Consider the following 13,630-nt stretch of genomic DNA (forward strand, 5'->3'; position numbering starts at 1 on the left):
TCGGGATCGCAGTAAATGTTATCTGAGATCGATTAGTGTTATTTTCATAACATGAATGAGGATGTACAAAATGAAAACAATTGCGGTGATCGGATCGAATATGGTTGATCTCATTTCATACACGGAACGGATGCCAAAAGAGGGCGAGACACTCGAAGCACCGTCATTTAAAATGGGATGTGGTGGCAAAGGTGCGAACCAAGCGGTTGCAGCTGCGAAATTGGGTGCTGATGTGGTCATGGTTACCAAAGTCGGTGATGACATGTTTGCCGATAACACCATCAGGAATTTTCAGTCTTATGGCATTAATACCCAATACGTGAGTAAAGAGCCTCAGACATCGAGCGGTGTTGCACCTATCTTTGTTAGCCCGACATCTCAGAATTCTATTTTGATCATTAAAGGTGCCAATGAGTTTTTAAAGCCGGCTGATATTGAGAAGGCGGAAAGAACGCTGGTGGAGTGCAGCCTGATTGTCCTTCAGTTAGAAGTACCGCTTGAAACGGTATATGCCGCGATCGAATTTGGTAACAAGCACAATATCCCTGTATTGCTTAATCCGGCCCCCGCTGTACCCGAACTTGATATTGAATATGCTTGTCGTTGTGATTTCTTTGTACCAAATGAAACCGAACTGGAAATCTTAGTTAACAAACCCGTTGAAACCGTCGAACAAATCAAAGCCGCAGCCACCATTCTTCTGAATAAGGGCCTGAACAACATTATTGTCACCATGGGAGCCAAAGGTGCGATTTGGTTAAGCAAAGATGGCAAAGACGTCTTTATTGAACCCACCTCGGTGAATGCGGTGGATACCAGTGGTGCCGGCGACGCGTTTATTGGTTGCTTCTCGCATTACTTTATGCAAACCCGGGATGTACAAAAATCACTGGAAAAAGCATCGCTATTTGCCGCATTCAGTGTCACGGAAAAAGGAACACAGTTTTCTTATCCAAGTATTGAACAGTTTGAAGAGTTCGAAGCGAAACACACAAAATAACCACCTAGTCTGAAATAACAATTAAAAAAACAGGCTCATTGAAAATAATGAGCCGCATAACCACCTGTCCTAAAAGGAACCCTACAATGATTAAGAATAATACCATCCAAGGAACTGATGGGTACTTAGATAAAACCCCCATCTTTCAATTTATATTATTGTCCTGTTTATTTCCGTTATGGGGCTGTGCGGCTTCATTAAATGATATTCTTATTACCCAGTTTAAATCAGTTTTTGAATTATCGAATTTTGCCAGTGCATTAGTTCAGAGTGCTTTTTATGGCGGTTACTTTTTAATTGCAATTCCCGCTTCTTTAGTCATTAAAAAGTCCTCATATAAAGTGGCGATTATGATTGGCTTGTCTCTCTATATCTTGGGGTGTGCCGCATTTTTCCCTGCGTCTCATATGGCGACTTACACCATGTTTCTGGCTGCAATTTTTGCCATTGCGGTCGGTCTGTCTTTTTTAGAGACGGCAGCCAACACCTATTCTTCGATGCTGGGGCCTAAATCTCATTCAATATTACGCCTGAATATCAGTCAAACTTTCTATCCTATCGGTGCGATTGCCGGTATTTTGCTTGGTAAATATCTTATTTTTCAGGATGGTGCGAGTCTGGAGTCACAGATGGCGGTGATGTCTCCTGAGCAGATTCATGCATTCCGGCTTGAAATGCTAGAGCATACACTGAAGCCTTATAAATACATTATTTTCATTCTGGTCGGGGTGTTTGCTCTGTTTATGCTGACCCAATATCCGAAATGTAAAGTAACACAGAAAAGTGGTCAGAAAGCGCCTTCGATTGGTAAGACTTTAAAATATCTGGCGACCAATAGTCGTTTTAAGAAAGGTATTGTTGCGCAGTTCTTATATGTGGGAATGCAGGTCGCAGTCTGGTCGTTCACCATCCGTTTAGCGTTAGAAATGGCAGATATTAATGAACGGGCTGCATCCAATTATATGGTGTATTCGTTTGTCTGTTTCTTTATTGGTAAGTTCGTCGCCAATATATTAATGACCAAATTTTCAGCCGAGAAAGTCCTGATTGCTTATTCACTGATTGGCATGGCATTCCTGACGTATGTTTCTTTAGGTCATGATTTTAGTGCAGTTTATATTGCAGTCGGCGTCAGCATTTTGTTTGGCCCTTGTTGGGCGACGATCTATGCGGGCACATTGGATACAGTCGATAACGAATACACAGAAACGGCAGGGGCTGTCATCGTGATGGCAATTGTCGGAGCGGCAGTTGTACCAGCCATCCAAGGTTTAGTTGCCGATATGGTCGGAATGCAATTGTCATTCTTGGTGAATTTTATCTGTTTTGGGTATGTCGGTTATTACTTCTTTGGTGAAATGAAAAATAAAAATACCAATCCAATACAACCCCACTTAACAGAGCAAACACATTAATTAAGGAAGGCCACTCAGGGAGTGGCTTTCATCTCTAGGAGATAAAATTATGTATACAATGCTTTTAGGTAAACATTTATTTCATCAGCAAGAAACTATTTTAATCCAGTCCGAATGCTTTACCATCTCAGTCTTTAAATATCCGTCAGGTATTGAAGCTTTAAGAATAGAAAATTCGAAAGGTTATTTAGTGATTCTGCCTTATATGGGGCAAATGATATGGGATGCTAAATTTCTCGGAGAAGATCTCTGTATGGAAAATATGTTCTCCGAGCCGAAACCCAGTGATCAAATTGTTGCCACATACGGATGTTTTGCTTTTCACTCGGGTTTGATTCGTAATGGTTGTCCTGCACCAGAAGATGATCATCCGCTTCATGGAGAAATGCCATGTGCGAATATAGATAAAGCCTGGTTGGAAATCGAAGAACACAAAATCACCATCAAAGGAGAATATGAATATGTGATGGGGTTTGGTGATCACTATCTGGCCTCACCATCGGTTGCTATTCAGCAAGATGCTTCGGTATTCGATATCCGCATGAAGGTAAAAAACCTGGCTTCTGTGCCGATGCCGCTTCAGTATATGTGCCATATGAATACCGCATATTTCCCTGATGCGAAAATGAAACAGAATATTCCCGACAGTGCCATAAAACTGCGTGAGTCTGTCCCCGGACATGTAACGCCAACGGCGCAATGGCTTGCCTTTAATGACAAGCTTAAAACACAAGTAACGCCGATTGAACAGCTCTCAACGCCTGAGATGTACGACCCTGAGATCGTCTATTTTATGGATAACTTATCGTCACATACCGACAGAGCACAGTTCGAAATGGTTATTGCGAATGGTAAAACGTTAATCACACAATTTGATACATCAATGCTGAACTATGCGACCCGTTGGATTCTGTACAATGGTGACCAGAAAGTTGCAGCTTATGTTCTTCCGGCCACATGTCGCCCTGAAGGTTATCTGGCTGCGAAAAATAATGGGACACTCATTCATTTGCAGCCACAAGAAATCAGAGAATTTGCAGTGACAACTGGAATTATTGAATCTCACTGATTATTTGAGACGCGACGGGATCCCGTGAAAAATTAACTTGATTGGCAGAAGCTTCAGTCATTTATGGCGTGTCGTTGAAGCCGGATCAGGGATTACCGTACATTCCTCTTTCAGCTACCTGCAGAGCATAACCCAATTGAACGGTTTACCACGAACGGTTTACCACCTTTGGCGAAACTCAAACTGAGCCTGAACAGAAGCCAATATCGGCTCAATTACGTTCAGGCTCAGTTGTATGCAGAATTGAAACAGCATCGATTGCAGTATCTGGAAATGTAGGGGGGAGAGCCAAGCTTGTGCTCTATTCTCAAAATATCGGTTCAGTATCGGTAAGGGAGAGTGAATTTCGTCATCATCCGAATGATGGCAATCTCGTCATCGCCTCTATTCTAGGCGGCTGGATCATCATTCCGGTTGCGGCAAATATCCCGAATTTATCTGCTTATTCTGGATTTATTCATATTTTATTCACCTCTAAAAGCGACTTAGCATGTAAGCCATGACAACAATGATACGAAGCTAGGGAATCGCATGTCTCAACGCTATCTGACACCGGCACATCATCAGCCCGAATATGCTCTCGGCATCATTGAATGGCACTGAACAGGGTGCCACGTGACACGAAGCAAACGTAAAAAAGCTCGCATCCAAGTGAGCGATTTCATTCATTGAGGGAAGTCATGGATTTCACGACCGCATTATTGTCTATTTTGACCATTCATTTAATGGCCTCCATTTCTCCGGGGCCTGACTTTGTGGTGGTTTCGCAACAAACACTCCGTCAGGGGCGAAAAGCCGGTATGGTTTGCGGAATGGGGGTTTGTGTCGGTTTATTGGTTCATATTAGCTATTCCGTTGCCGGTTTAACCACAGTATTCGGGCATTCGGATTATATGACCCGAGGGATTGGTATTTTTGGGGGAAGTTATCTGGTGTTCTTGGCATATAAATCCATCAAAGGGTCGTTTGCCAAGCCAACGCAAGAGCCGACTCAGGCTGAGGCACCGGTTCAAGCGGAAAAGAAGACTAAAGCCAAATCCGCTTTTTGGAGCGGCTTGATCGTTAATATTTTCAACCCGAAGGCCGCGATATATTTCATCTCTTTATTTTCTATTATTATTTCTCCGACACTGGAGACAGAAAAACTCTTATTGGTCATTATCTCGATCATTGCCGTACAAATGACATGGTATCTGACATTTATTTTCATTGTGACCATCCCGAGCGTCAGAGTAAAGTTTGACCGTAAAGTCTATTTGATTGACCGATTCTTGGCGATACTCATGGCTGCGATGGGGATTTATATGATAATCACGTACGCTTTGATTTAGATAAATGGATGGATTTCGTATACCGCAATTTGAGTCGATCACTACGAACGCAATTATTCTGTGCCCTTGGTGTTTCACTCAAGGAAGGCTAGGGCTTGTTTTATCTGGCGGAGCAGCAGGTGAAGTTCATTTTTATAGTCTGATCTGAATTTTTCGTCACTCAGGTTATCACCGACACGCCAGTAGATAGTATAAAGCAGCACCTTAGTGATTTTTTCTCTTAATTCAAACAGTTCGATACTATTGCCCGGGGCTGAATAGTGGCTTAAGAAGTGATGATAGCAATCATTGATGCGCCGAAAATGGTTCAAGGCCGTCTCTTGATCCGGTTTGATGAAAGATAATCCGCTCTTATCCTGCGTGATATTGACGGACTCGCTATACGCAATGCTGTCTTCAATAATGGCTATGATTTCCTTTAAAAAGGCATGTTTATTTTGCCCATCCTCTTTATCTGCTAACAGTGGCAGCCATTTGCCGGAAACTTTATATCCCAGTCCCCGAACGGTCACAATAAAATCATCGATCATCAGATTTTTTAAAATTGACCGGACTTTAAAAACATATTTATTGGCGATGATATTGTCGGGGCAATCTTCCATGTGAAATGTTGACTTCTGTTCTCTGACAATACAGCCGATATCATGATAACTGAGCACCGCGGCTTCGTGAGTGAAAAAGTGGTGAAGAAGCACGAACACGGCTGCATCTTGTAGAAATATCTCTCGTCCGGAAGACTTCAATATTTTCAAACTGACATCGAGAGTGACAAGCTTTGCGGTTTCTATATTTTTGAAAGTAAAGATGTTTTTGAACGTGGACTGGCTCATTATGATTCCTGACTGCTGTTGAGCTCCGCTATCTGTATCACCGATATTGATGCATTCCCAATACGTTGATTGCGCTGCGAATTGGAGAGCAAATTTATATCGCATCATGCTAAATGCAATTTTTTATCGATACCGTGTTTTATAAGTACGCTGTTTTACAGAGCATAACCACAACGGACGTTTTTGTGAAAGGGAAATATGGGAGATAAGTGATAACTGCCCGTTTTGATGCATTGAGGAGGAAGTCATCGGAGAAACGGAACGTCTTTGAGTGGCGCATTCCCCGGACAGACACATAGATGAAGTCCGCCGTCCGGGATTTGCAGGTATCGCTTTACACACCAAACCGTTTAATTTGCAGCTTTAATGCATCAACTTGTGCTAACAATTGCTCTTTGATCGCGACGCTGGCACGGGTTAAATCTGCATTTTCACTGGCGTTACTGGCAATATTTTCGATGCGCTGATTCAAACTGAGCGAAGATTGACTTTGTTCATGGGTTTTCGCTGAAATTTCTTGGTTAGACTGACTAAAGTTATTGATTTCAGAGATAATTTCATCAAACAGAATCATGGCACTTTGTGCCTCTGATGACACCTTATCAGTGAGTGCCTGTGAATCGCGCATCGCATTGGCAGCGCTGCTCGAGCCTTTTTGAATCCGCTCGACCACGGTTTGAATCTCAACGGTTGACGTGTGTGTCCGGTTTGCCAGATTACGCACTTCATCGGCAACCACCGCAAAGCCACGTCCTGATTCTCCGGCCCGGGCTGCTTCAATCGCTGCATTGAGCGCTAGCAAATTGGTCTGCTCTGCAATACTGCGAATCACCTCCAGTACCGAGCCAATGTTTTGTCCGTCTTCTTCGAGTGTACTGATCACTCCGGCAGCCTGAGTCATCGAGCTGACCACTTCATCGAGAGACTTCACGGTACTTTCCAGTGTTTTCTGGCCGGTTGCCGAGCGCTCCTGTACCTGCGTTGCGCTGAGCAGTGTCTGACTGGCTGACTCGGCGACTTCATTCAGTGACAGGCTCATGTCTTGGATGGATGCAGCAACCTCATTGGTATCATGATTCTGTCTGCGTGCCCGCTCATCGATTTGTTGCAGGTTATCACCGATTGAATCAGCGAGCCGGGTGGTATTTTGCATCGTGTCACCAACCTGATTGACGATCTTGAAAACCACATCGATAAAGTGATTGATATGACCGGCTAGTTGTCCAATCTCATCGTTACTCTTCACATCGAGCTTCATATTTAGGTTGCCGTTTGAACTCCCCAGTGAAGCAATACGCGTGATCATGAAATGGAGTGGCTTAAGCACTAATGTTTTAACGGTTGTCACCACTGCGATTGCAATTAAAATCGCAGCGATTAAAACGGCAAGAGAGTAGGTTTTGATACTGGCGATGGTGCTTTCGAGCGCGATGGCTGTTTTCTCAACTTTTTCATCCCCGGACTCCTCCAGTTGCCCGATAAATTCTTGCATCGCATCAAACTGAGTCAGTAATGTCACTAAAGCATCAGACTGAGCATTATCATTGGCGTTGAGTAATGCGTTTTTACGGGTTTCAAACTCACTCAGGTAAACATCTAACTGTTTGGTTTTATCCGGCTCAATCAGTCCGGCCTCTTTGAGTCGCTGGAAAGATTCAGTGGTTAAAGCAGTGTGCTCGCTTAAGGCCTCTAAAGTTTTATCTTTGGAAACTTCACCGGATGCAAAACGTTGTAACTGGATCAACTGTCCCTGTAAGCCGATTGTCCCTTCCATCGCGCCATCTGCGGTTGACCACGCCGGTCCGGTGACAAACTCAATCGCATTGATTCATTTGCTGATGCCCGCATAACTGATCCAATAATTCACGACGACCAGAGAGATCAGTACACTAATACTTAGGTAGAGTTTCGCACTAATTTTCATCATCTATTCTCAAATGCCTTCAATATTACATAACTATAGAATTGATTATGATTTCTGCTACTCAGGGGCATCATCTATATGCGGTATTTTGGATCAAAATGTTGCAATGTTTTATTGACTCATCAGGTGTGGGCCTGCGCCTTTCTCGCCTAATTTATCACCGGGGTTGAGCAGTTTACATCGTTCAAGCGAAAGACAGCCGCAGCCGATACAGTCGGTCATCATGTCTCTTAATTCGGTGAGTTGGGTGATTTTTTTATCAAGCTCTTTTTGCCAGCGGGTCCCCAATGCTTCCCAGTCTTCCAGAGTGACCCGGGTCCGGTTCGGCAGCCCTTCAAGCTCAGATAAAATATCCTCCAAAGTGAAACCGGTTCGCTGTGCCACTTGGATCAGGGAGACAATCCGAATTACGTGTTTGGGATACTGTCTGTGATTGGCGGCATTTCTCTGACTCTTGATTAAGCCTTTTTTCTCATAGAAATGTAACGCAGACACCGCCACGCCGGTTCTTTCACTCAGCACACCCACGGAGATCCACTCAGGAATAATCTTCTTTTGCACTTGTCTGTTGACCTCAACTTAAGTTTAGGTCGCATGATAAACATCAACCGCGCATTGCTCAAGCCTTGTTCTCTGTCACCAGCCCGGGAATGCCGTTTGATGCCAACGCATCGGTTTCTCTGAGATGATCATGCATGGCAAGCGGCGCTATCTGCGGTTAGTCCGCTTGCGGCGTCATGGCTTTCTCAAAGAGCAAGTATTCATACTCATATAAATCCGTCGGGCTGTAATCGCTGAGATCGGCAGGGAAGTGCGTATCCGGATAATAGCGATTGTGAAATGCAGTAATGTGGAAGCCGCATTTATTGAGGTAGAAGCTGACGTTCCTTTTTTCAAAGTAGGGGGTTGCCGTGTGCCAAACCTGAGTTGCAGGGTAGGCTGCTTCAATGGCCTGCCATGCAGCCAGCCCCAGCCCTTGGTTATGATAGGCCAAGTCAATAAAAAACCACTCCAGCGAATGATGCTGTGTGTCCTCGTTCAGTAACAACACCGCGCCACCGACTGGTTCACCCTGATACAGAAGATGATAGATCGCGGTATTCGCGACCTGAAATGATGACCAGATATCTTCTGTTGTAGGGATCGGTTTACCATGGTGCGGGCCAAATTCTTTGGCCGCCGCATCGCTGAATGCCGATTTTAACTGATCTCTGAACGCGGGCAGAGCATCGGGGTGAACGGGCATTAATGTGATGTGTTTCTTGGGTTGCATTGCGATAACCTTGTCAGGATAGAAAGAACTTTGTCGAAATAGAAATAACCTTGTACTGATGGAACGAACGGTTTGGTCACACCAACGATCGCGTGAAATCATGAACCGTTCGGACAAACGGCGCGCTTGTCCCTATCATGACACAGTTGCGCCGCAGAACGTTGTATTTATTGCATCATTGATTTTGCGGTCATCGGCTCTGGCGATCATGGCGCAAGCGCTGCCGATGAAGCGACCAGTCCGCCCCCGAGGGCCTGATACAAAAATACGGCATTTTTTAATTGTTGCTGCCTGAGTTCAAGCCATGTCTGTTTGGCATCATAGAGCTGTCGCTGGGCTTCTAACCAGACCAAGCGCCTTTCGACGCCCGCCTGATAACGGCGTTTCGACAGTTGTGCTTTGCGCGCTGTTGCGACCACCACCCGCATTTGTGCAGCCGCCTGCTGCTGATACGTTTCACTGCCGGATAACCCGTCCGCGACCTGTTTAAATGCGAGCTGAATGGTTTTTTCGTACTGTGCGATGGCACTGGCGCGCTGAACTTTTGCCAGCTGTAAAGCTGCATCCAGTCTTCCGCCTTGAAAGATCGGCAACTCAATTTGCGGCATCAACGACCACATCGAGTGGGCTGAGCCGACCAGATTGCGGATATCCGAACTGGCATAGCCAACTGAGCTGGTCAGTGAGAGACGCGGAAAATACGCGGCCCGTGCTGCGCCGATGTCTTCGTTGGCCGCGATGAGGATTTGCTCCGCTTGCAAAATATCCGGTCGGTGCAGCAATAAATCGGAAGGTAACCCCGCCGGTAGCCGGGTGAGTACGCCTTGTTCTGCTAATTTATGCGGGACGGGGAGGTCGTCCGGTAAGCTTTGCCCCACCAACAGGCGCAGCGAATTTCTCGCTTGGTCCAATGCCCGGGTTTTGGCCGCTTGGCTGGCTTGGGCACTGGCAAGCTGTGCTTCGGCTTGGGCGACATCCAGCGCACTGTTTTGCTGGCCCCGGCGGAGCATTTGGATCAGTTCAAGCGATTGTTGCCAGTCGGTGAGAGTCTGTTTTGCCAGTGTGAGTTGTTCGTCGGCCAGACGCTCGGCAAAGTAGGCATCGGCAACCGCGCTGATCAATGTAATTTGAGCCGCCTGACGGCCATAGTCACTGGCGAGGTAGCGGGCAAAAGCGGCATCTGACATCGATCTCATGCGGCCGAACAAATCAATCTCAAACGCACTCAGCCCGAGACTGAGGCGATGCTGTTGCTGGATCTCGGCTGCTTTGCTGTCATTGTCACTGCCTGTGCCACTCCGTTGCCGGCTGCGACTCATCGTCACATCCAGATGTGGCAGTTGTGCTGAGCGTTGAATGCCATATTGCGCCTTCACGGCTTCAACATTGAGGATCGCCAGCCGTAAATCGCGGTTGTTGACAAACGCCAGTTCGATGAGCGTTTGTAAGCGTTCATCACGGAACATGGTTCGCCAGCCAAGGCGCGCTGACGAGAGCCCCTGCGCATGGTCATGGGGCGGATAAGTTGCCGGTATCGGCGGTACCGGTCGGGTCATTTCGGGAGTCAGAGAACAGGCAGAAAGCAAACCCGTCAGACAAACAATCAATAAACGCATGGGATTAACCTTTAGTCTGATCAGCATTAGTCTGATCAACAGATGAGGGATTCGATTGACGCCAGCGCGTGAGCCGTTCTTGCAGACCGATCACCCAGACGAAGAATGTCGGTACAAAGTAGATGGCAAGGATCGTTGCGCTGACCATACCGCCAAATACCCCTGTTCCGATGGCATGTTGAGTCTCCTGGCTGGCACCGCTGGCCAGCATCAACGGCACGACACCGAGGCCGAAGGCCAGCGAGGTCATCAAGATCGGTCGTAAGCGTAATTGTGCGGCTTGTGTGGCTGATTCCATTAATCCGTGGCCTTGCTCGCGTAGTTGTTTGGCGAACTCGACAATCAGAATGGCATTCTTTGCCGACAGACCAATCACGGTAATCAGGCCCACTTTAAAAAACACATCATTGGGCAGATCCCGCAAGATCACGGCTAACACCGCACCGAGCAGTCCCAGCGGCACCACCAAAATGACCGACAGCGGAATCGACCAGCTTTCATAGAGGGCTGCCAGCACTAAAAAGACCACCAGCATGGAGAGCGCCATTAACAATGGTGCCTGAGAAGCCGATTGACGTTCTTGTAAAGATTCGCCTGTCCACGCAATGGTAAACCCGGAGGGAAGCTGTGTGGCGAGACGTTCGACTTCGTCCATTGCTTGACCACTGGAAACACCGGCGGCGGCTCTGCCAGAAATGCGTAATGCCGGATAGCCCTGAAAGCGCAGAAACTGTGGTGAGGTTTCACGCCAGCTCGGGGTAATAAATTCGGACAAGGCGACCATGCCACCGTTTTGATTGCGGACATAAAGATGCAAGACATCATCAATCTGCATCCGGGCTGAAGCATCCGCTTGCATGATGACCTGTTGCATCCGTCCGGCATTGGGGAAATCGTTGATATACAGCGATCCCAGTGCGGTCGACAGTGTGTCACTGATGGTCGGGTAGGCAACGCCGAGGGTGGCGGCCTTCTGGCGATCAATCTCTAAATGAATACTGGTACCGGTCGGCAGCCCGTCTGAGTAAAACTCAGCCAGCAGGTGACTTTTTTGCGCAAGCGCGAGCATTTTTGCTTCGGCTTGCCGGAGCGTCTGTTCACCATGCCCCCCGCGATCTTGTAAGAAAAAACTGATCCCCGAACTGGTACCAAGTTCTTCAATGGCCGGGGGTAACATATGCGTCACACTGCCTTCCGGCACATCGGCCATCGCTTGTTGAGCCAATGCCAATTCCTGCCGGGTAGAGGTGTCGCTGCGGGTTTCCCAATCTTGCAGCGTGGTAAAGGTTTGGGCCGTGTTGGTGCCCGAGCCGGAAAAACCAAACCCGATCACCGTCATGGTGGATTTTACCGCGGGCCGGGAGAGAATATAGTCTTCAAAGCGCTTGACGATTGCCAAGGTCCGCTCAGCCGTGGCATCGGCAGGGAGCTGAATATTGGTCATGAAATAGCCCTGATCTTCTTCAGGCAGAAACGAGGTCGGTAACTGGCGAAAAAAGATCACCAGCATCGCGGTCAGCAGCACAAAGAGCACCATCATCCGGCCCTTACGCTGGATACAGCCGCGCACATGCACTGCATAACGCTTATTGAGGTGCTCAAAGCCGCGGTTGAATCCCTGAAAGAATCTGCGTTTCTCGTGTGCCGCGCTGACAGGTTTGAGCAGCGTGGCACACAATGCGGGAGTCAGGGTCAGGGCTAAAAATGCAGAAAACAGAATCGAGACCGCCATCGAAAGGGTAAATTGTCGGTAAATCACCCCCACCGAATCCCCGGCCAGCCCCATCGGAATAAAGACTGCGGTGAGAACCAGTGTGATACCGATAATTGCACCGGTGATCTCTTTCATCGCGACAGCGGTTGCCGCTTTGGGCGATAGACCTTTTTCAGCCATCAGCCGCTCGACATTTTCCACCACCACAATGGCATCATCGACAATGATCCCGATGGCTAACACCATGCCAAACATAGTCAGCACATTGATGGAAAAGCCGGTGATCAGCATGATGGTGAACGTACCCAGTAAGGCAATCGGGGCGACAATCGCCGGGATGAAGGTATAGCGGATATTCTGCAAAAATAAGAACATCACGCAAAAGACCAAAATCATCGCCTCAATTAATGTCTGAATCACTTTATCGATCGAGACTTTGACAAACGGTGCGGTGTTGAACGGGATCGAATCACTCATGCCTTTCGGCAGGCTGTGTCTTAATTCCGCCAAGCGTTTCTCAACCGCTTCTGCGGTGCGGATGGCATTGGCACCCGGTCTCAGCAGGATTGCGGCTGCGGTGGCGTTTTTACCATTTTCCCGGTTTAAGAACCCGTAGGCTTGTGAGCCGATTTCTACCCGGGCCACATCGCCTAACACCACTGTGGCACCGTTCTGATGGGTGCGCAGAATGATATTGGCAAATTGCTCCGGCGTGGTGAGCTGGCTTTGGACCGTCAATGGCACGGTGACGCGTTGCCCCGCGATCGTCGGTGCTGCACCGACACTACCAGGGGCGATTTGACTATTTTGCTGGGTCACGGCCTGACTGATATCCGTCATGGTCAACCCCAGCGCGTTCAGTTTGTCCGGCTCAACCCAGATCCGCATCGCTTTCTCGGCACCAAACGATTGCACCCGCCCGACGCCATCAATACGACGCAGCTCTTCAACAAGGTGACGGGCCAGATAGTCGTTGAGGGCGATTTCATCAAAGCGGTTATCGTCGGATTTCAGGCCGACAATCATCAGAAAGTTCGAGGTAGCCGATTCGACACTTAAGCCATTCTGGCGCACCGCTTGCGGCAGACGCGACTCAATCATCTTGAGCTGGTTCTGAATATCCACCTGTGCGATGTTGGGATCCGTACCGGGTTTAAACGTTGCCGTAATCGAGGCTGACCCGGAAGTATCTGCCGAGGATTCGAAATACATCAGGTTTTTAACGCTGGATAACTCCCGCTCGATCAGGCTGAGCACACCATCATTCATTGCTTTGGGCGTAGCCCCCGGATAGGTCGCCGTAATACTCACGGTCGGCGGCGCAACGGACGGGTAACGGGCAATCGGCAATTCAGGAATTGCCAGACAGCCGAATAAGATAATGAATAGTGCAATCACCCAGGCAAATATCGGGCGTTGTATGAAAAACTGAGCCATAAAAGGACACTCTCACCTAAA

The 13,630-nt window shown here is 47.6% G+C and carries 11 protein-coding genes; 5 read left to right on the forward strand and 6 right to left on the reverse strand.

Annotation, left to right across the window (positions count from 1 at the left end; all coding sequences use genetic code 11):
* Positions 1 to 70 precede the first annotated feature (70 nt).
* From rbsK to OCV37_RS03815, 5 genes are all read left to right on the forward strand, one after another.
* Complete coding sequence (rbsK, locus tag OCV37_RS03795) at positions 71 to 1,000, forward strand: ribokinase (RefSeq protein ID WP_038182445.1); 930 nt, start codon at positions 71 to 73, stop codon at positions 998 to 1,000.
* Positions 1,001 to 1,086: 86 nt separating this feature from the next.
* Entirely contained in the window at positions 1,087 to 2,415 is a 1,329-nt protein-coding gene (gene fucP, locus OCV37_RS03800) for an L-fucose:H+ symporter permease (protein ID WP_038182441.1), read from the forward strand.
* Positions 2,416 to 2,464: 49 nt separating this feature from the next.
* The gene (locus OCV37_RS03805; RefSeq protein WP_038182438.1) at positions 2,465 to 3,484 is read left to right on the forward strand and encodes an aldose 1-epimerase family protein; all 1,020 of its coding nucleotides are present in this window, start codon (positions 2,465 to 2,467) and stop codon (positions 3,482 to 3,484) included.
* Between the two features lie 296 nt (positions 3,485 to 3,780).
* Complete coding sequence (locus OCV37_RS03810) at positions 3,781 to 3,987, forward strand: hypothetical protein (RefSeq protein ID WP_157635014.1); 207 nt, start codon at positions 3,781 to 3,783, stop codon at positions 3,985 to 3,987.
* Positions 3,988 to 4,164: 177 nt separating this feature from the next.
* On the forward strand, positions 4,165 to 4,815 hold the full coding sequence (locus OCV37_RS03815; RefSeq protein WP_038182435.1) for a LysE family translocator: 651 nt from the start codon (positions 4,165 to 4,167) through the stop codon (positions 4,813 to 4,815).
* A 74-nt stretch (positions 4,816 to 4,889) separates the two neighbouring features.
* On the opposite strand, the gene OCV37_RS03820 is transcribed toward OCV37_RS03815, so the two are convergent.
* The 6 genes from OCV37_RS03820 to OCV37_RS03845 form a co-directional block, all read right to left on the reverse strand.
* A complete protein-coding gene (locus tag OCV37_RS03820) occupies positions 4,890 to 5,645 on the reverse strand; it encodes a helix-turn-helix domain-containing protein (protein WP_038182433.1) in 756 nt (251 codons plus the stop codon).
* A gap of 334 nt (positions 5,646 to 5,979) precedes the next feature.
* Positions 5,980 to 7,419 carry a methyl-accepting chemotaxis protein gene (locus tag OCV37_RS03825; protein ID WP_038182430.1) on the reverse strand — a complete coding sequence of 480 codons (1,440 nt, stop codon included), beginning with the start codon at positions 7,417 to 7,419 and terminating at the stop codon, positions 5,980 to 5,982.
* 261 nt (positions 7,420 to 7,680) lie between these two features.
* Positions 7,681 to 8,130 carry a redox-sensitive transcriptional activator SoxR gene (gene soxR / locus OCV37_RS03830; RefSeq protein ID WP_038182427.1) on the reverse strand — a complete coding sequence of 150 codons (450 nt, stop codon included), beginning with the start codon at positions 8,128 to 8,130 and terminating at the stop codon, positions 7,681 to 7,683.
* A gap of 157 nt (positions 8,131 to 8,287) precedes the next feature.
* Complete coding sequence (locus OCV37_RS03835) at positions 8,288 to 8,842, reverse strand: GNAT family N-acetyltransferase (RefSeq protein ID WP_038182424.1); 555 nt, start codon at positions 8,840 to 8,842, stop codon at positions 8,288 to 8,290.
* A gap of 206 nt (positions 8,843 to 9,048) precedes the next feature.
* A complete protein-coding gene (locus OCV37_RS03840; protein ID WP_038182822.1) occupies positions 9,049 to 10,458 on the reverse strand; it encodes an efflux transporter outer membrane subunit in 1,410 nt (469 codons plus the stop codon).
* Positions 10,459 to 10,462: 4 nt separating this feature from the next.
* Positions 10,463 to 13,609, reverse strand: a complete 3,147-nt coding sequence (locus tag OCV37_RS03845; RefSeq protein WP_038182421.1) for an efflux RND transporter permease subunit — start codon at positions 13,607 to 13,609, stop codon at positions 10,463 to 10,465.
* Between the last annotated feature and the right edge of the window lie 21 nt (positions 13,610 to 13,630).

The organism is Vibrio rhizosphaerae (genome assembly GCF_024347095.1).
GTDB classification, from domain to species: Bacteria; Pseudomonadota; Gammaproteobacteria; order Enterobacterales; family Vibrionaceae; genus Vibrio; species Vibrio rhizosphaerae.